Below are 17,834 nucleotides of genomic sequence, written 5' to 3' on the forward strand. Positions count from 1 at the left end.
GGGGCGGTACCATGCGGATACCGTGAAGCGCCGACTCGTCGCCGGACTGTTCCTGATCGCGCTGCTGCTCGCGGCCGTCGTCAACGCCCCCTCCTGGTTGCAGTACGCCTACGCCTGGTGGGGCCGGGCGCACGTCGAGGGGCTGCCGCAGGCCGCCGCGCCCGGTTCCGGCGAGCGGGTGCTGGTGCTGGCCCCCCACCCCGACGACGAGGTGCTCTGCTGCGGCGGCCTGCTGCGGCGCGCGCAGCAGGCCGGTGCGGAGGTGTACATCGTCTGGATGACGAGCGGCGACGGCTTCGAGATGGACGAGCTGGTGCTCGACCACGGACGGCGGCCGCGCCCGGAGGGCCTGCGCGCCCTCGGCGAACGGCGCATGCAGGAGGCGCGCGCCGCGGCGGCGCAGCTGGGGGTGCCGCAGCAGAACCTCTTCTTCCTGGGCTACCCCGACCGCGGCCTGCGCCACCTCTTCCTCGAGAACTTCTACGTGCCCTACCGCTCGCCCTACACCCGCCTCGACGCGGTCGCGTACCCGGGGACCCTGAACCCGGGAACCCCCTACACCGGGGAGGCGCTCGAGCGCGACCTCGCCGCCGTCTTTGCCCGGGTCGACCCCACCCGCGTCTACCTGCCCTCGCCCCGTGACGCCCACCCCGACCACCAGGCCACCTCGTACTTCGCCCAGCGGGTGGCGGGGCGCAGCGGGAGGATCGGGCGGCTGCGCTACTGGATCGTCCACGGGGGTCTGGAGTGGCCGTTGCCCAAGGGCTACCATCCGGGGCTGGCGCTCGAGCCCGCGCCGCGCGGCAGGGGGCTGGCCTGGCGCCGCTTCCCGCTCACCGCCGCCGAGGTGCAGACCAAGCACGCGGCCACGCTGGCCCACAAGAGCCAGCTCGACGTGCTCTCGCGCTTCATGCTCGCCTTCGTACGCACCAACGAGCTCTTCTCCCCCACGCCCTTCCCCGAACCCGGCCGCTACCCCGTCCCCTGAGGCGCCGTCGCCGCCAACCCCCCCCAAGGGGGCGTAGCCAAGCGGGCGCGGCTGCGGTATCCTACCCAGGGTTTCGGGCGCGGCCGCCCTTTCCCAAATTCCGGTCCGGATGCGTTAGGGTAGTAGAAACAGCGATGACCGAGAAGAACCCCCCCACCTGGCTGCAGCGCCTGGGGCGCTGGCTGCTCCGTGTTACCCGCTGGAAGCCGGTGATGAACCTCCCCGACGCGCCCAAGTTCGTGGCCGTGGGGTACCCGCACACCTCGAACTGGGACTTCTTCCCCGCCCTCTTCTGGGGCTGGGCCTCGGGCCTGCCCTTCAAGTGGATCGGTAAGAAGGAGCTGTTTCCGCCCCTCGTTGGCCGCCTGATGCTGGCCCTGGGGGGCATTCCCGTGGACCGCAAGAACACCCGCGGCTTCGTGGGGCAGATGGCCGACTACCTGAAGGCGCCGGGGGCGGGCGTGGTCGTGATCGCGCCCGACGGCACCCGCAAGCGTGCGCCCTACTGGCGCACCGGGTTCTACTACATGGCCCTCGAGGCCGGCGTTCCCATCGCCCTCGGCTACATCAACTACGAGCGGCGCGAGGTGGGCGTCGGCGGCTGGATCGAGCCGACGGGCGACCTCGAGGTCGACTTTGCGAAGATGCGTGCCTTTTACGAAGAGCACGGCCGCGGCCTCTACCCCGAGGCCCACACCCCGATCGTGCCGCGTCCGCGCGAAGAGCCGCGGCCGCGCGAGGAAGCGGAGGTGAGCGCATGAACCCCGACGCCCGCGAAGACCTGCTGGGGCTCACCGGCCGGGTGGTGATGATCACCGGGGCCGGCCGCGGCTACGGCCGCGCCATCGCCCACGCCTACGGGCGTAACCGGGCGACCGTCGTCGCCGTCGACCCCGATGTGGAGCTGGCCACCGCGGTGGCCTCGGAGGTGGAGGCGCTGGGGGCGACGGCGATCCCCATCCGCGGCGACATGTCCGTGGGCCTCGACGTGGCCACCACCTTCGGCAAGATCGAGGAGCTCTACGGGATGCTCGACGGCATCGTCCACGTGGCCCAGACGGTCAGCCAGACCCCCTTCGTCGAGCTGCTCGAGAGCGAGTGGTACGACCTGCTCAACGCCGACGTGAAGTCGAGCCTCTACACTTTGCAGCACGGGCTCAAGTACCTGGCCGGGGGCGGGTTCGTCGTCGTCGTCATGCCCCCCGCCGACAACTCCGAGCCCCACGTAGCCTCGATCCGCGGGGCGATGCGGGGCCTGATCGAGGGTTCGACCCGGGTCTTCCCCAAGACGGTGCGGGTCAACGGCGTGGTGCCCAGCCGCGAGGCCGCCGGCGAGGAGTACGACCTGCCGCTGGCGCGGGCGGTGGTGGCGCTGGGCTCCACCGTTTCCGAGGGCATCCACGGCGAGGTCATCGGCGTCGAGCTGCCCCAGCCGCCGCAGCCGCCCGAGCTCTACGACATCCTCAGCGAGCTGCCCTAGCCATGAACTGCCCCTACTGCGGCTCCGAAGGCACGCGGGTCGTCGACTCGCGCCCCTCCGACCAGGGGCTGGCCATCCGCCGCCGCCGCGAGTGCGCCGCCTGCGGCCGCCGCTTCACCACCTACGAGCGACCCCAGCTCGAGCCGCTGATGGTGCGCAAGCGCTCCGGGGTGCAGGAGGCCTTCAACCCCGACAAGCTGCTGCGGGGGCTGCTGCTCGCCTGCGAGAAGCGCCCGGTCGATACCGAGGTGCTCAAGCGTTTCGCCTACCGCTTCGAAGACCAGATCGACGCCCCCGAGATCAGCACCGAGGCGATCGGCAAACGCGCCATGGCCTTTCTGCGCGAGCTCGACGAGGTGGCCTACATCCGCTTCGCCAGCGTCTACCGCGAGTTCGACAGCGTGGAGCGTTTCATCGAGGAGATCCAGCGGCTGGGAGGCGAGGGCGAGCCCTAGGCCGCCACCGGCAAAATGAGGAGGCTCTCACGCGCGCCTGAGCGCGCGTTTTTACGGTCGGCAAAAGATTCTTCGGACATATGTCCCTCCACCTAGGTCATGGACGGGGGGTTTCTTTTCACCGGATACTCAGACCGTGACGCAGTGCCCATAGTGAAAGGAGGTCAGCATGGACTACAGCTGGATTCAGATCGCGGTCGCGGCCGTGTTCCTTTCGGTCGTGATCACCCTGGTGCTGAGCCGGGGCTACGGCTGGCTCTCGCCCACCTTCTGGCGCAACGCCGCGGTGGTGAGCAGCCTGATCATGCTCTTCATCTTGATGTGGCTCACCTTCGACACCACCGAAAAGGTGCGGCCGGGCGCGAGCCAGGTGCCCACCTGGACCGTGATCAACCACGAGATCGGCCTCACCTGGAACGAGGAGAAGCGCCGCCAGGTCCCGGTGATCGGCGAGCAGACCGGCTTCTTCGGCAAGGTCTACTCCCCCGAGGAGGCCTTCGCCCTGGTCAACAAGGGCAAGATGACGCTGCAGAGCCGCAACTGCATGGAGTGCCACCAGATCCTGGGTAACGGCGCCTACTACGCGCCCGACCTGACCCGGGCCTGGCTCGACCCCTGGTGGGAAGAGCGGGTAATGCCCATGGTGGGTGCCAAGACCCACGAGGAGGCCATGAAGGTCTGGCTGATGAACCCCGAGAAGTACCCCCAGGGCCAGCGCCGCATGCCTAACCTGCACTTCACCGACGAAGAGGCGACCGCGCTGGTGGCCTTCCTCAAGTGGATGTCCGCCATCGACACCAACGGCTTTCCCCCGCGCTTCGGGGTGGCTCAGTAAGGGAGGGATGCTGTGAGCACGTTTGCACACCGCCAACCTGGCGAGCTCTACGAGTCGCAGAAGTTGGCCATCTGGTACTTCGTGGTGGCCATTGCGCTCTTCGGGGCTCAGATTATCTTCGGGCTGCTCCTGGCCTATCAGTACATCGATCCCAACTTCCTCTATCAGAAGCTGTCGTTCATGACCAACCGTACCGTCCACCTCAACGCCATGATCGTCTGGCTGCTGGTGGGCATGATGGGCGGGGTCTACTGGTTCCTGCCCATCGAGACCGGACGTGAGGTCGTCGGCATCAAGCTGGCGAAGTTCATCTGGTGGGTGATCGTCGGCGGCGTCGGCGTCGTCGTTCTCGTCTACCTGCTCGTCCAGATCGGTCCGGGCACCGCCTTCACCCTCTGGTTCATCAACGAGGGGCGCGAGTACATCGAAGCGCCCAGATGGGCCGACTTCGCCATCGTGGCCTGGGTGGCCGTCTTCCTCTTCAACGTGGTGGCCACCACGCTGGCCGCTCGCCGTATCACCGGCCTGCTGGGCGTGCTGATCTTCGACCTGGTGGCCCTGGGCGCGCTCTACACCGCGGGCATGCACTACACCGTCAACGTCACCATGGACCAGTACCTCTGGTGGTGGGTCGTGCACCTGTGGGTGGAGGCCACCTGGGAGGTGCTCGTCGGCGTGGTGATGGGCTGGAGCCTGATGTACCTGCTGGGCACCCCGCGCAAGCTGATCGAGACCTGGCTCTTCCTCGAGGTGGCCCTCGTCTTCGGCACCGGCATCCTCGGCCTCGGGCACCACTACTTCTGGATCGGCACTCCCGAGTACTGGATCGGCCTTGGCGGGTTCTTCTCGGCGCTCGAGCCCCTGCCGCTCGTGGCCATGGTGGTCCACGCCGTCTACGACGCCGGCGCCCACCGCCTGCACACCATCAACAAGCCCGCGATGATGTGGGCCGTCACCCAGGCCTTCGGCAACTTCATCGGCGCCGGCGTCTGGGGCTTCATGCAGACCCTGCCGCAGGTCAACATGTACTCCCACGGCACCCAGCTGGCGGCGGCGCACGGCCACTTCGCCTTCTTCGGGGCTTACGTAGGCACGGTGCTGACGCTCGTCTACATCGCCGTGCAGAACATCGGCAAGCGGGTGCAGATCCCGCTGGGCTCCAAGCTCTGGCCGTGGGCCTGGGGACTCTTGGTCTTCGGCATCATCGGCATCGTCGCCTCCTTCACCATCTCCGGCTTCGCGCAGACGATGATCGAGCGCGCCGAGCTGGGCAGCACCTGGAACGCCTACATCAAGTCCTACACCCACCCCTGGTACACCAACACCCACTGGTGGCGCTTCTGGATGGGGATGCTCTTCTTCCTCGGTTACGTGCTGCTGGTCTGGGACCTGCTGACCATCGGCCGCAGGCGGACGGCGAACGCCGCGGAGGGCGCGCATGATTAGCAGCCACGAGATCGCGCAGATGGTCGGGGCGATCATCATCTACGGCTTCTTCTTCGTCCTCACGGCCGGTTTGTACGCGATGTTCTACGCCATGGGCCGCCTCTTCGAGCGCCCCTGGCTGGTGAAGCTGTCCTACCTCTTCGCCGCCGCCGAGGTGCTCTCCGCGGCCGGCATGGTGGCGACGGGGTACCTGGACCGCTTCTGGGTCAACCTGATCCTCTTCTCGGCCGTGGCCTACCTCTTCATCCCCCAGGGGATGTGGTGGGTCGTGGTCAACTTCCATGCCGAGTACGAACCCGAGGAACACGTCCACTAGGAGGTGACCATGGATATTGTTCGTGTTGAAGTTTATATGGACGACGCCAGCGAGCCGCTGGTCGTCGTGACCGAGCCGCCGTTCAACGTCCGGCTCGACCCGGCGGAGATGGGCGAGGGCGAGCACGTCCTCACCGTCGTCACCCATTACCAGGGCGGCGCCAAGGACCACCACCAGTACGTCTTCGAGGTGAGCCACGAGAACAACGTCTTCGCCGGGCACATCAGCCAGGCGCCGTTGCGGGCGCCCGTCGAGGTCGAGCTCGTCGACGAGGTCGAGCGCGAAAACCCCAAGGCCCCCAGCCCGGTGCTCTACGGCCTGCTGCCGGTGCTGCTTTTCCTGCTCGTCGTGGTGGTGGCCTGGTACATCGCGGTGCGCGCCGAGAGCGCCACCGTGGACCAGCCCACGACCGTGCAGAAGATCGCCCGCTCGGTGGCGGCCGCGGCGCCGACGGCCAAGGCGGGCGCGGTCGACGGGGCGGGCCTCTACGCCGCCAACTGCGCGAGCTGCCACGGTAAGGACGGCGAGGGCATGGGCACGGTCTTCCCGGCCCTCGCCGGCAACGACGCCCTGGCCGACGCCGACTTCGTGATCCGGGCGGTGCTAAACGGCGTGCCGGGTACGGCCATGCCCGCCTTTGGCGGCCGCTTCTCCGACGAGGAGGTGGCGGCGGTGGTCAGCCACGTGCGCACCAGCTGGGGCAACGCCTACGGAGCGGTCGACGCGGCCCGGGTGGCTGCGCTGCGATAGTGCGGTGGGTTACAATAGGTTGACGACCACAACCGCACCGTGCGTTCCTGCAGGCCTAGGTTCCGACGCTTCGGAGGAAGCGAGAAGGAGGTAGGTATGCGATGGAGTAAGGCGTTAACGGTAGGCTTGGCGGCGCTGGCCCTGGGGGCCCTGGCCGTGGCGCAGGGGCTCACCCCCGAGCAGATGGAAGAAGGCAAGAAGATCTACTTCCAGCAGTGCGCGGGGTGCCACGGGGTGCTGCGTAAGGGCGCGACGGGCAAGAACCTCGAACCCGACAAGCTCAAAGCGGCCGGCAAGAACGTGGACTACCTGAAGGCGATCATCACCAACGGCTTCGGGGGCATGCCCGCCTGGGGCAAGCTCGGCATCCTCACCCCCGAGCAGATCGACCTGATGGCCAAGTTCCTGCTCTCGCCGGTCCCCGAGCCCCCGCCCTGGACCTTCGAGGACATCAAGAACAACTGGGTGGTCTACGTCCCGGTGAGCAAGCGCCCCACCCAGCCGGAGACGACCCGCAACTGGCAGAACTACTTCGGCGTGATCCTGCGCGACATGGGCCAGGTGGCCATCGTGGACGGCGACACCAAGGAGCTCGTCGGCATCGTGCCCACCGGCTACGCCACCCACATCCTGCGCTCGTCCAAGGACGGCCGCTACTTCTACGTGATCGGCCGCGACGGCAAGGCCGAGATCATCGACCTCTGGACCAAGAAGCCCACCCTGGTGGCCGAAGCGAAGGTCTGCCTCGACGCCCGCAGCATCGACACCAGCAAGTACGAGGGTTACGAGGGCAAGTACGCGGTGGTGGGCTGCTACTGGCCCAGCAACTTCGTGATCCTCGACGGGCAGACGCTCGAGCCCCTGAAGATGGTCTCCACCCAGGGCTACGTCAAGAGCACCGGCGAGTTCCTGCGCGAGAACCGCGTGGCCTCGATCGTGAGCTCGCACTTCAGCCCCGAGTGGATCCTCAACATCAAGGAGGGCGGCCAGACCTGGCTCGTCGACTACGCCAACATCGACCTCAAGGGGAAACCCATCAACGTGCGCATGATCGACACCGAGCGCTTCCTCCACGACGGCGGCTGGGCGATGGACAAGCGCTACTTCCTGGTGGCGGCGAACGCGGCCAAGAAGATCGTGGTCATCGACGCCAAGACGGGTGAGTTCGTGGCCAGCATCCCCGTGGGCGACAAGCCCCACCCCGGCCGCGGCGCCAACTGGGTGCACCCCAAGTACGGCCCCGTCTGGGCGACCGGCCACATCAAGGACAACAAGATCGCGGTCATCGGCACCGACCCCAAGGGCCACCCCGAGTACGCCTGGAAGGTCGTGAAGATGATCGAGACGCCCTACCCGGGCAACCTCTTCATCAAGACCCACGAGAAGAGCCCCTGGTTGATCGTCGACTTTACCGTCGCCCCCACCCCCGAGGCCAACGCCACGCTCTGCGCCTGGAACAAGGAGGACCTCGAGAAAGACCCCATCTGCTGGGAGGTGCCGGGCGCCAAGAAGCTGAAGGCGCGCATGGTGCACATCGAGTTCAACAAGGACGGCAGCGAGTTCTGGGTCTCGGCCTGGGGCAACAAGGACACGCCGACCTTCATCGCCGTCTACGACAGCGTGACCCTCAAGGAAAAGACGCGCATCACCGGCGACTGGGTGCGCACCCCGACGGGTAAGTTCAACGTCTGGAACACCGCCAACGACATCTACTGAACCCGGTGTCGGTACCGGAGCCCCCGCGCGGCGCGGGGGCTCCATTCGTTGCCGTGCTGTGGAGGGTGCGCGTTGCTATAGCGACGGGTGAGCGCCCAGCATGGTCCGGGCGGTGCGCCCGAGGTCGCCCCGGCCGATCTTGAGGTATCCAAAGCGGAAGGCGTAGCCCCAGCGGCGCACGTCGCGGATGAACTCGAGCGATTCCAGCAGGGGCCGGATCGGCACCTCGCGGGCCTCCGCAAAGAAGGCCACGTTGCGGCGGTACGGCCGGAAACCGCCGCCGGTCCGGTACCCCTCACCGGTCACCCGCCCGACGGCCGTGACGCTGGCAGGGCTCGCTTTCCCCGAAGCGCCCCCGGCGAGCAGTAGACGAGGCCGTCGCCCGCGCGCATGCACTCGAGCGCCCGGGCCTTGCCGCGGCTCAGCCGGGCGAAGCCCTCCCGGACGCTCAGCCGCACATGGTCGCGCGAGGCCACGGGGCCCTGTAGCGCCGCGCCGTCGCGCTCATCCCTTGGCCACCGCGATCAGGGTGACCTCGTTCTCGACCCAGACACGCCGGTCCTCGAGGCGGATCCAGCCCTGCTTGTAGAAGCGGCTGAGGGTGCGGCTGACGATCTCGGGCACGGTGCCCAGCAGCGCGGCCAGCTCGGGGTTGGTGGGCAGCGGGAAGCCCGGGCCCAGGGTGGCGTGCTGCTCGAGCAGGTACTGGGCCAGCCGCGACTGCACCTCGAAGAAGGCCACCCGGCGCAGCAGCAGCAGCAGCTCGAACTGCCGCTCGGATACCGAGCGCAGCAGCGCCCGGGTGAACCGGGGGCGCTCTTCCATCAGCTGCAGGATCCCCTCGCGCGGCACCCGCACCACCCGGCTGGGCAGCGCCGCCTCGGCGGTGACGGGGTAGTGCCGGCGTTCGCTCAGGACCGCGATCTCCCCGATGCTCTCGGGCGGGCCGGCCATATGGAGCACCAGCTGGCGGCTGCCCTTGGGCCCCACCTGGAAGACCCGCAAGAGCCCGTCCGCGACCACGTGGGTGTGCTCCACCACGTCGCCTTCGTGGAAGAGAGCTTCGCCCTCGGCAAGCTCGCGCACGCTCGCCATCTGCACCACGCGCTCCAGGTCCGCAGCGTCCAGGCGCGCGAAGAGCGAGTTTTCCCGCAGGGCCTGATGCACGAGCTGCACCGTATCGCCTGTTGCCATCCGGCCTCCTTGCCTACGTTCCGTTCCTATTTCTACCACAGCAAACGCCCCCGGACGGGGGCGTGGTGGTGGGCGGTAGAGGACTTGAACCTCCGACCCCCTGCTTGTAAGGCAGGTGCTCTAGCCATCTGAGCTAACCGCCCTCGCGCCCTCTAGCCTACCGGCCCCGCGGGTGCGCCGCAAGCGCTAGGAGGAAGCGGGCTCGGCCTGCTCCTGCTCCATCAGCCACTTCTCGGCGGTCATGGCTGCGCGCGTGCCCGCGCCCACGCTGGTGGCGAGCTGCTTGTAGATGGGGTCGGCCACGTCGCCGGCGGCGAAGACGCCCGGCACCGAGGTGAGGATCTCGTCGGTGACGGCCACGTAGCCGTCGGGGCGCAGCTCCACGACGCCCTTCAGGAACTCGGTGTTGGGCACGCTGCCCACGAAGACAAAGACGCCGTCGGTGGGGTAGACGTACTCCTCGTTCGTCTTGAGGTTCTTCACCCTGACGCCGGTCACGTGGTCCTCGCCCAGCACCTCGGTGACCACATGGCTCCAGAGGAACTCGATCTTGGGGTTTTGGAAGGCGCGCTCCTGGGCGACCTTGTTGGCGCGCAGCTCGTCGCGGCGGTGGATGATGGTCACCTTGCGGGCGAACTTGGTGAGGAAGAGCCCCTCCTCCACCGCGGCGTCGCCGCCGCCGACCACGACCACGTCCTTGTCGCGGTAGAAGAAGCCGTCGCAGGTGGCACAGGTGGAGACTCCGCGGCCGTAGAACTTGTCCTCGCCGGGCACGCCCAGCTTGCGCGGGTTGGCGCCGGTGGCGATGATGACGCTCCGCGCCTTGTAGTTGCGCTCGAAGGCTTTGACGAGGAAGCCCACGTCGGTCTTCTCGAGCGCCTGGACCTCGTCCATGACCACCTCGGCGCCGAACTTGCGCGCCTGTTCGGCCATCCGGTTGGCCAGCTCCGGCCCCGAGATCCCCTCGGGGAAGCCGGGGTAGTTCTCCACCTCTTCGGTCTGGGCGATCTGGCCGCCGGGTAGCCCCTTCTCGAGGATCACGGTCTTCAGGCCGCCGCGGCCCGCGTAGATGCCCGCGGTCAGGCCGGCGGGCCCGCCGCCGATGATGACCACGTCGTAGGTCTGGTCCTGCTGGGCCGAACCGCCGAGTTCACCAATCTTGAAATCCATGCTCGCCTCCCGCGACCCGCTGGGGGCCATAGTGCAGTATATACCCCACCGGGGGTATGGGGGTAGCGTGCGCGACGCAAAAGAAGGCGCGCTCGAGCCGTCTGGTGACCCCAGGGGGATTCGAACCCCCGTTACCGCCGTGAGAGGGCGGCGTCCTAGGCCTCTAGACGATGGGGCCGCGTTCGGCTCGAGCGCGCTTTGGTGACCCCTACGGGACTCGAACCCGTGCCGCCGCCTTGAAAGGGCGGTGACCTAACCGCTAGTCGAAGGGGCCTTCTGGCTGGGGCACGTGGATTCGAACCACGACCAACGGATCCAGAGTCCGCCGTCCTGCCGTTAGACGATGCCCCAGCAGGCCGCCCGGCTGCTCGCCAGGCAGGCAATATAGTACAACCCGACGGCGGTTTTGACAAGTCGTCGGCCGCCGCGGCTTAAGCCCGCGGCGGGCCGGGCAAACTTGATAGCTAGAAGCGCAGATAATATAATACAAACGCCAGGGAAAGGAGGTGAGCGGTATGGCAGCCACCGGACTCGCGGTCTTCGACACCACCCTGCAGAAGACGCACGCCTGGCTGGGCGAGGTCATGCAGGAGCTCGGGACCGACGACCGGCACAAGGCCTACCTGGCCTTGCGCGCCGTGCTGCACGCCCTGCGCGACCGCCTGACCGTCGAGGAAGTGGCGCAGCTGGGCGCCCAGCTCCCGATGCTGATCCGCGGCTTCTACTACGAGGGCTGGGACCCCACGGGCAAGCCCCTGAAGGAGCGCCACAAGGAAGAGTTCCTGCGCCACATCTACAACTACTTCAAGACCACCCGCTACGGCGAGCCGGACGTGGACCCCGAGCAGGTCGCCCGCGCGGTCTTCCGGGTGCTGGCCCGGCGCGTGAGCGAAGGGGAGATCGAAGACGTGGTGCGCATCCTGCCGCGCGAGCTGCGGGAGCTGTGGCCCAAGGCCACGGCCGTGTGAGCGCCGGCGCGGCGGGGGCGGCCCCGGCGGGGCCGCCTTTTTCGTGGGGCATGTAAAATGTTAGCCAGGTGACGAACAAGGAGGACGCCATGCAAGGAACGATGATGAACTTTCCCCTGACGCTGCCCCACATGCTCGAGCGCGCCAGCAAACTCTTCCCCAAGGTGGAAGTGGTCAGCCGCATGCCCGACAAGTCGCTGCACCGCTACACCTACGCCGACTTCTACAAGCGCAGCAAGGCGCTGGCCGAAGCGCTGCAAAAGTTGGGGCTCAAGAAGGGCGACCGCGTGGGTACGCTGATGTGGAACCACTACGCCCACCTGGAGGCCTACTTCGGCGTGCCCATCGCCGGCGGGGTGCTGCACACCCTCAACCTGCGCCTCCACCCCACGGACATCGCCTACATCATCAACCACGGCGGCGACCGCTTCCTGATCGTCGACGACGTGCTCCTCAAGCTGGTGCTGGCCATCCGCGAGCACATCCCCAACGTCGAGGAGATCATCGTGGTGCCGCTCACCGGTCAGCCGGTGCCCGAAGGCTTCATGGACTACGAGCAGTTCCTCGACACCGCCGAGGGCCACTTCCGCTACCCCGAGCTGGACGAGAACGACCCCCTGGGCATGTGCTACACCTCGGGCACCACGGGCCGGCCCAAGGGGGTGGTCTACACCCACCGCTCGACGATCCTGCACTCCTTCGGCATCGCCCTGCCCGATGCCCTCTCGCTCTCGATGCACGACGTCTTCACCCCGGTGGTGCCGATGTTCCACGTCAACGCCTGGGGACTGCCCTACGCCGCGGTGATGACCGGCACCAAGCAGGTCCACCCCGGCCCCTACCTGGACGCCGAGAACCTGCTTGACCTCTACGAGCGCGAGCAGGTGACCGCGACGGCGGGCGTGCCCACGATCTGGCTGGGCATTTTGCAGGCCCTCGAGAAGGAGCCCGACCGCTGGAAGCTGGTGCCCGGCATGCGCATGGTGGTGGGCGGTTCGGCCGCGCCCGAGAGCATGATCCGCGCCTTCGACAAGTTCAACCTGCGGGTCATCCACGCCTGGGGGATGACCGAGACCAGCCCCCTGGGGACGGTGAGCCTGCTCAAGCCGCACCTGCTCGAGCTGGACGAAGACGCCCAGTACGCCTACCGCGCCAAGCAGGGGCTGCCGGTGCCGCTCGTCGAGGTGCGCGCCATGACCGACGAGGGCGAGGCCCCCTGGGACGGCAAGACGATGGGCGAGCTGCAGGTGCGCGGCGCCTGGGTGGCCTCGAGCTACTACAACCTTCCCTCCGAGACCGACAAGTGGACCGAGGACGGCTGGTTCCGCACCGGCGACGTGGTCACCATCGACGCCGAGGGTTATGTCAAGATCACCGACCGCACCAAGGACCTGATCAAGTCGGGCGGCGAGTGGATCAGCTCGCAGGACCTGGAGAACGCCCTGATGAGCCACCCGGCGGTGGCCGAGGCGGCGGTGATCGCCGTTCCCCATCCCAAGTGGGCCGAGCGGCCGCTGGCGGCCGTCGTTTTGCGCGAGGGCGAGGAGCTGACCGCCGACGAGCTGCGCGCCTACCTGGAGCCCAAGTTCGCCAAGTGGTGGCTGCCCGACGCCATCGTCTTCGTCGACGAGATTCCGCGGACCAGTACCGGCAAGTTCATGAAGGCGAAGCTGCGCGAGCAGTTCAAGGATTGGAAGTGGGAATAAGCAGCTTGTGGTGTGTGGCTTGTAGCCTGTAGTCCGAAAAACTGCGGGTTACCGGCTACAGGCCACTGGCGGAAGACGGAACGTTCGCATCCGCCTCGTGCCGCCCCGCCATAGGGCGCGTACGGGAACCACAAGCTACCTACCACAAGCCACAAGCTGAACAGGGGTGCTTCAGCACCCCTGTTCATGACACCGGCTCGGCAGGTAGTAGTCGGTGTAGAGCACCTTGGCGAAGGCGACCGTGGGCACGGCGAGCATCGCTCCCCAAAGTCCGAAGAGGCCGGCCCCGGCGAGGATCGAGAGCACCACGGTGACGGGGTGCAGCGCCGTGGCCCGGCCCAGGATGTAGGGCGAGAAGAGGTGGGACTCGAGCTGGTTGGCGATCAGGAAGACGACGAGCACCCCCACCACCTTCCAGACCCCCACGGTGAGCGCCAGCAGCAACGCCGGCACGATCGAGACGACGACGCCCAGGTAGGGCACCAGGTTGAAGACCCCGGCGATGAAGCCGAGCGCCGCGGCCATGGGCACGCCGATGATCCATAGCCCCAGGCCCACGGCCAGCCCCACCAGCGCCGCCACCAGCAGCTGGCCGCGGATGTAGCCGCCCACCGCGCGGTCGAGTTTGCCGGCCAGCTCGAGCGCCAGCGGCTGCCAGGGGCGCGGCAGCGCCTCCAGCAGCGCCGCGTTGATGCGCGGGAAGTCGACCATCAGGTAGCCCGTCACCACGAAGACGGCCAGCAGCTGCACCAGCCCGCCCGCGAGCGCGGCCATTCCCGCGACGAGGTTGCCCCCCTGGCCCAGCAGCGTGCCCAGCCAGCCCACCAGCGTGGCCGAGAAGCCCTGCAAGAGCGCTTTGAGGGCGTCGGTGGTGTGCACCAGCACCGCCTGCACCTCGGGGGCCTCGGCCCAGCGCCGCACCAGCGCCGGCAGCCCCTCGATCCAGCCGTTGATCGGGCGCAGCACCTCGGGGATGCGTTCGGAGAGCTGCGAGAGCTGCAGCACCACCTCGGCGAGCAGGACGCTCGCGAGGCCCAGGAAGAGGAAGAAGAGGGCGTAGACGAGCAGCACCCCGAAGGCGCGCCGCACCCCGCGGCGCTCGAGCCCCCGCAGCACCGGCTCGGCCAGGTAGGCCAGGGTGTAGGCGATCAAGAACCCCACCCAGACCGCGGCGGTGCGCAGCAGCAGCCAGCCCAGGGCCCACAGCCCCAAGAGCAGCACGGCCACCCGCACGTAGGGGTTGGCCCAGACCCGCCCGAGCGCGTCCCGCATGGGTCTAGGGTACCGCAAACAGGGCGCGCGCCAGGGTGAGCAGCTTGTCCTTGTTCTCGCGCGGGTCCAGCCCCTGGCCCAGGTAGGTGCCGGTGTCTACGTTGCCCCGCCAGACCTCGAGCAAGAGCCGCGCCCCCTCCCGGCTGCCCCGCGAGGCCGCTTGGGTGCCGCTGTTGCCTACGTAGCCGATCCACTCGCCCCGCTCGACCAGCTGGCCCACGGCCAGGTCGGGGCGCAGCCCCGAGAGGTGGGCGTAGACGGTGATGCGGCCGTCGGGGTGCTCGATCCAGACCTCGCGGCCGCGCAGCCGGTCCATCTGCTCGGGGGTGGCGCCGCCGGCCACCGCCTCGATGAGGGCGTCGAACTCGGCCGCGCTCAGCTCCTGAAACTCCTGCTCCGCCTTCAGGACCCGGCCCCGCTGCGCCGCGACGACCCCGGTGCCGTAGACGACGGGAACGCAGGCGTCGCCGCTCGCGAAGATGAACCCCTGGTTCGCCCCCTTGCGGTAGTCGCGGGGGTAGCCCGGCAGGTGTTCCGGCTTCTCGGGCAGGCAGGCCCCCGGCAGCGGCAGCAGGTAGCGTTCGGGGCCGCCGCCGCTGGCCTCGGGGACGGGAGCGCCCGCCAGGGCGGCGCGCAGCCGGTGCAGCTCGGCGCGGTCGTGCCGCCAGGCGAGGGTGACGACCAGCGCGTAGAGCACCAGCGCGATCAGCACGTACCAACCCGGTTTGAGCCCCGTCTTCACGCCTCCATTCTTGCACAGCGAAACCGCCCGGGCGGGCCCGGGCGGCGACGGTACGGGGCGGTTACTTGTCGAGCAGCGCGAGCAGCCGCGCCTTGATCTGCTTCTCGGAGAGGCCCTCGAGGTTCATGCCCTTGGCGCGCTCGGCCAGCTCGTAGACCTTGTGCACGTGGGACATGGCCACGCGGAAGGTGACGGGCCTCCCGCCGACCCGGATCGTGACCTTGCGCAGGTTGGGGGCCTGCCAGTGCTTGTGGATGCCGGTGGTCTTGCGACCGACGCCGCCCAGCCGCTTGGCCTTACCGCGCTGGGTGATTTTACGGGCCACGGTAGGCCGTTTTCCGCTGATTTCGCACACTCTCGACATAGGGTCCTCCGGGGGTGCTTCGGCCGCGGGCCAAAGCCAGCAAACGCGAGTATACCACAGCCGCCGGCGGCCGTGCTAGACTCACCCCATGCCCACCGTCCTGATCCCGCTCCTGCTGGCGGCCGACCAGATCAGCAAGCTGCTGGCGCTGCGCTTTTTGGATCCCGTTCCCGACCGCCTGCTGCCCGGCCTCTACCTGACGCTGGTGCAGAACACCGGGGTGGCCTTCGGACTCTTCAAGGGCAACCCCACGCTGCTGGGGGGCTTCAGCCTGCTCGTCGGTTTCGCGCTGCTCGTCTACCTGGCGCGCACGCGCAGCGCGCCGCTGTTCATCTTCGCGCTTTCGCTGGTCGCCGCCGGCGCGCTGGGCAACGCCGTGGACCGGCTGGGGCGCGGCTGGGTGGTGGACTTCCTCGACATCGGGCCCGGCCTCTGGCCGGTCTTCAACCTCGCCGACAGCTTCGTGGTCGTGGGGGTCGTGCTGCTGCTCTTGCCCTGGGGCCGGGCGCGAAGCTGAGGGTTCAGCCCGCTTCGGCCGCGGGAACGCAGACCCGGAAGACCGCGCCGCCGCCCTCGCGGTTTTCCACCGTGGCCTCGCCCCCATGGGCTTCGCTGATGGCGCGCACGATCGCCAGCCCCAGCCCCGAACCGCCCGAGCTGCGCGAGCGTGCGGGGTCGGCCCGGTAGAAGCGGTCGAAGACCCGCAGCCGGTCCGCCTCGGGGATGCCGGGGCCGTCGTCGGCGACCCAGAGGCAGGCGCGCCCGTCCTCCAGGCGGCAGCCGAGCCGCACCCGGGTGCGGGCGTGGCGCAGGGCGTTGTCGATCAGGTTGAAGACGACCTGGCGCATGCGCGCGGGGTCGATGCGCGCGGGCGCGGACGCGAGGTCGAGCTCGAGCGCCACCCCCCGCGCCTCGGCGCTGGCGGAGAAGGCCTCGGCGCTCCTGGCGAGCAGCTCGGCCAGGTCGTAGGGCACCGGCTCGAGCGCCAGCCCTCCCGACTCGGCGAGCGAGAGCAGCCGCAGGTCGCCGACCAGAAGCGCCAGGTGGTCCACCTCCTCGACCAGCCGCTCCAGGGTCTCGGGGTCGGGGTCGAGCATGCCGTCGGCCAGGGCCTCGAGTTCGCCCTTGAGCACCTGCAGCGGCGTGCGCAGCTCGTGGGCGATGTCGGCGACGCGCCGGCGGTCCAGCTCCTCTTCGGTCTGCAGGCGTTCGGCCAGCTCGTTGAAGGCGCGGGCCAGCTCGGCCAGCTCGTCGTGCCCGCGCACCCGGGCGCGGGCGTCGCGGTCGCCCTCGGCGTAGCGGCGCGTCGCCCGGGTCAGCTCGCTGACCGGACGGGTCATGCGCCAGGCCAGCCAGCCGCCCACGCCCAGCGCCACCGCCAGCGCGATCAGCGCCGCCCGCAGGTTGGCCTCGCGCAGCTCGCGCAGCAGCTGCTGTTGCTGCTCCAGGAAGCGTGGAGGTTTGGGGGGAAGAGGTCGGGCGCGCTCGATGGCTCGGGGCAGCTCGCGGTCGAGGAAGCGGTGCACCCGTTGCTGCTGGGCCTGCCATACCAGCGCCGCGGTGATGCCGCTGGCGAAGAGGGCCACCAGGGCGAAGGCCAGCACCAGCCGCGAGGCCAGCTTCAAGCTGCACCTCGCGGCCGGTGGGGAAAGGTGAACATGCCTTCAGTCTAGCGGCCGGGACGTCCGGGTCCCGCCCCCGGGTGCGCGGGGCGCGGCTGGGGGCCGTGGGGGCGGCGCGGCTTTTCGAAGCCGTGGCCCCGGGCCCCCCGGCGCTGCGGCGCGCCGAAGCCTTGGGCGGGGTTCAGACCCGCGGGGCGGTTCAGCATCCGCTCGACCCGCGCGTCCAGCTGCGCGCGCAGGCGCTCCGCCTGCTGCTCGCTGATCACGCCCAGCTCGAGCAGCTGGTCGATGCGCGCCTCTTCCAGCGCCCGCAGCTGCGCCTTCAGCACCTCCACGTCGCCGCCGCTGCGCGCCACCAGCTCGGCCAGGGTGGGCCCTTCGAGCGCCAGCTTGCGCGCCTGCAGGCGCGCCTTCAGGCTCTGGTAGCGCAGCTCGGGCAGCTTGCCGGCGCGGTAGGCCTCGTCGAGCCGTTCGAGCTGCGCCTCCAGCACCTTGCGCTGGAGCTCGAGCGGCTCCATTCCGCTCGCCTCGATCAGGGCGCGCAGCCCTCCCTGTCGGTACGCGGCGCGCAGCTCTTCCACGCTCTTGCCCAGCACCTCGGCCAGCGCTTCCAGCCGCGCAGAACCCTGGAGCTCCGCCGCCGGCCCCCCGGGACGCTTCGCGGGCGCCTTCGCGCCGGGCGCCGCTGCCGGGCCCACGGCCAGCGCCAGCCCCAGCGCCAGGCCGACGGCCATCACGGTACCTGCCTTCCACCAGCTTCGTTTCATGACGACCTCCCTTTCTTCGGGGGCGAAGCCCCCACGTGCGCCC

The 17,834-nt window shown here is 69.0% G+C and carries 20 protein-coding genes and 4 tRNA genes; 12 read left to right on the forward strand and 12 right to left on the reverse strand.

All coding sequences use genetic code 11. The features are described 5' to 3' along the window. Positions 1-22 precede the first annotated feature (22 nt). From HNQ05_RS09340 to HNQ05_RS09380, 9 genes are all read left to right on the forward strand, one after another. Positions 23-988 (forward strand): PIG-L deacetylase family protein, encoded by a 966-nt coding sequence (locus tag HNQ05_RS09340; protein WP_147147537.1) that lies wholly within the window; start codon positions 23-25, stop codon positions 986-988. A 134-nt stretch (positions 989-1,122) separates the two neighbouring features. Beyond that, on the forward strand, positions 1,123-1,749 hold the full coding sequence (locus tag HNQ05_RS09345) for a 1-acyl-sn-glycerol-3-phosphate acyltransferase (protein WP_147147535.1): 627 nt from the start codon (positions 1,123-1,125) through the stop codon (positions 1,747-1,749). After that, the gene (locus HNQ05_RS09350) at positions 1,746-2,468 is read left to right on the forward strand and encodes an SDR family NAD(P)-dependent oxidoreductase (RefSeq protein WP_147147533.1); all 723 of its coding nucleotides are present in this window, start codon (positions 1,746-1,748) and stop codon (positions 2,466-2,468) included. The genes HNQ05_RS09345 and HNQ05_RS09350 overlap by 4 nt, the downstream gene beginning before the upstream one ends. A 2-nt stretch (positions 2,469-2,470) precedes the next feature. Further along, positions 2,471-2,923, forward strand: coding sequence for a transcriptional regulator NrdR (nrdR, locus tag HNQ05_RS09355; protein ID WP_147147531.1), 453 nt, complete (start codon positions 2,471-2,473; stop codon positions 2,921-2,923). Between the two features lie 169 nt (positions 2,924-3,092). Then, on the forward strand, positions 3,093-3,758 hold the full coding sequence (locus HNQ05_RS09360; RefSeq protein ID WP_147147529.1) for a c-type cytochrome: 666 nt from the start codon (positions 3,093-3,095) through the stop codon (positions 3,756-3,758). Positions 3,759-3,770: 12 nt separating this feature from the next. After that, positions 3,771-5,204 carry a cbb3-type cytochrome c oxidase subunit I gene (locus tag HNQ05_RS09365; RefSeq protein ID WP_147147527.1) on the forward strand — a complete coding sequence of 478 codons (1,434 nt, stop codon included), beginning with the start codon at positions 3,771-3,773 and terminating at the stop codon, positions 5,202-5,204. Continuing rightward, complete coding sequence (locus tag HNQ05_RS09370) at positions 5,197-5,520, forward strand: hypothetical protein (RefSeq protein WP_147147525.1); 324 nt, start codon at positions 5,197-5,199, stop codon at positions 5,518-5,520. Before HNQ05_RS09365 ends, HNQ05_RS09370 begins: the two co-directional genes overlap by 8 nt. A 9-nt stretch (positions 5,521-5,529) precedes the next feature. Continuing rightward, positions 5,530-6,270: a c-type cytochrome gene (locus tag HNQ05_RS09375; protein WP_147147523.1), complete on the forward strand. Its 741-nt coding sequence runs from the start codon at positions 5,530-5,532 to the stop codon at positions 6,268-6,270. A gap of 96 nt (positions 6,271-6,366) precedes the next feature. After that, positions 6,367-7,986 (forward strand): nitrite reductase, encoded by a 1,620-nt coding sequence (locus HNQ05_RS09380; protein WP_147147521.1) that lies wholly within the window; start codon positions 6,367-6,369, stop codon positions 7,984-7,986. Positions 7,987-8,061: 75 nt separating this feature from the next. Here HNQ05_RS09380 and HNQ05_RS09385 read toward each other — a convergent pair whose 3' ends face one another. The 7 genes from HNQ05_RS09385 to HNQ05_RS09415 all read right to left on the reverse strand — a co-directional run bounded on the left by HNQ05_RS09385 (position 8,062) and on the right by HNQ05_RS09415 (position 10,701). Further along, positions 8,062-8,238 carry an EVE domain-containing protein gene (locus HNQ05_RS09385; RefSeq protein WP_183677769.1) on the reverse strand — a complete coding sequence of 59 codons (177 nt, stop codon included), beginning with the start codon at positions 8,236-8,238 and terminating at the stop codon, positions 8,062-8,064. 252 nt (positions 8,239-8,490) lie between these two features. Then, a complete protein-coding gene (locus HNQ05_RS09390) occupies positions 8,491-9,180 on the reverse strand; it encodes a Crp/Fnr family transcriptional regulator (RefSeq protein ID WP_147147519.1) in 690 nt (229 codons plus the stop codon). A 66-nt stretch (positions 9,181-9,246) separates the two neighbouring features. Next, positions 9,247-9,323 (reverse strand) — tRNA-Val (locus tag HNQ05_RS09395). A gap of 43 nt (positions 9,324-9,366) precedes the next feature. Continuing rightward, a complete protein-coding gene (trxB, locus tag HNQ05_RS09400; protein WP_147147517.1) occupies positions 9,367-10,350 on the reverse strand; it encodes a thioredoxin-disulfide reductase in 984 nt (327 codons plus the stop codon). Positions 10,351-10,452: 102 nt separating this feature from the next. Continuing rightward, positions 10,453-10,528, reverse strand: a tRNA-Glu gene (locus tag HNQ05_RS09405). A gap of 21 nt (positions 10,529-10,549) precedes the next feature. Then, a tRNA-Glu gene (locus tag HNQ05_RS09410) sits at positions 10,550-10,624 on the reverse strand. 3 nt (positions 10,625-10,627) lie between these two features. After that, a tRNA-Gln gene (locus HNQ05_RS09415) sits at positions 10,628-10,701 on the reverse strand. 164 nt (positions 10,702-10,865) lie between these two features. Here HNQ05_RS09415 and HNQ05_RS09420 point away from each other — a divergent pair. Both HNQ05_RS09420 and HNQ05_RS09425 read left to right on the forward strand, forming a co-directional pair. Next, positions 10,866-11,318 (forward strand): DUF2267 domain-containing protein, encoded by a 453-nt coding sequence (locus tag HNQ05_RS09420; RefSeq protein WP_147147515.1) that lies wholly within the window; start codon positions 10,866-10,868, stop codon positions 11,316-11,318. A gap of 89 nt (positions 11,319-11,407) precedes the next feature. After that, positions 11,408-13,024, forward strand: coding sequence for a long-chain fatty acid--CoA ligase (locus HNQ05_RS09425; RefSeq protein ID WP_147147583.1), 1,617 nt, complete (start codon positions 11,408-11,410; stop codon positions 13,022-13,024). Between the two features lie 171 nt (positions 13,025-13,195). On the opposite strand, the gene HNQ05_RS09430 is transcribed toward HNQ05_RS09425, so the two are convergent. From HNQ05_RS09430 to HNQ05_RS09440, 3 genes are all read right to left on the reverse strand, one after another. Next, entirely contained in the window at positions 13,196-14,296 is a 1,101-nt protein-coding gene (locus tag HNQ05_RS09430; RefSeq protein WP_147147513.1) for an AI-2E family transporter, read from the reverse strand. Between the two features lie 4 nt (positions 14,297-14,300). Further along, a complete protein-coding gene (locus tag HNQ05_RS09435) occupies positions 14,301-15,038 on the reverse strand; it encodes a M23 family metallopeptidase (RefSeq protein WP_147147511.1) in 738 nt (245 codons plus the stop codon). Between the two features lie 61 nt (positions 15,039-15,099). Beyond that, entirely contained in the window at positions 15,100-15,402 is a 303-nt protein-coding gene (locus tag HNQ05_RS09440) for a large ribosomal subunit protein bL28 (RefSeq protein ID WP_147147509.1), read from the reverse strand. A gap of 88 nt (positions 15,403-15,490) precedes the next feature. On the opposite strand from HNQ05_RS09440, the gene lspA reads away from it, so the two are divergent. Further along, complete coding sequence (gene lspA / locus HNQ05_RS09445) at positions 15,491-15,919, forward strand: signal peptidase II (protein WP_147147507.1); 429 nt, start codon at positions 15,491-15,493, stop codon at positions 15,917-15,919. Between the two features lie 4 nt (positions 15,920-15,923). On the opposite strand, the gene HNQ05_RS09450 is transcribed toward lspA, so the two are convergent. Both HNQ05_RS09450 and HNQ05_RS09455 read right to left on the reverse strand, forming a co-directional pair. Beyond that, positions 15,924-17,027: a sensor histidine kinase gene (locus HNQ05_RS09450; protein WP_147147505.1), complete on the reverse strand. Its 1,104-nt coding sequence runs from the start codon at positions 17,025-17,027 to the stop codon at positions 15,924-15,926. Positions 17,028-17,071: 44 nt separating this feature from the next. Continuing rightward, complete coding sequence (locus HNQ05_RS09455; RefSeq protein WP_147147503.1) at positions 17,072-17,791, reverse strand: hypothetical protein; 720 nt, start codon at positions 17,789-17,791, stop codon at positions 17,072-17,074. Positions 17,792-17,834: the final 43 nt, after the last annotated feature.

It is taken from the genome of Oceanithermus desulfurans (assembly GCF_014201675.1).
In the GTDB taxonomy this organism is placed as follows: Bacteria; Deinococcota; Deinococci; order Deinococcales; family Marinithermaceae; genus Oceanithermus; species Oceanithermus desulfurans.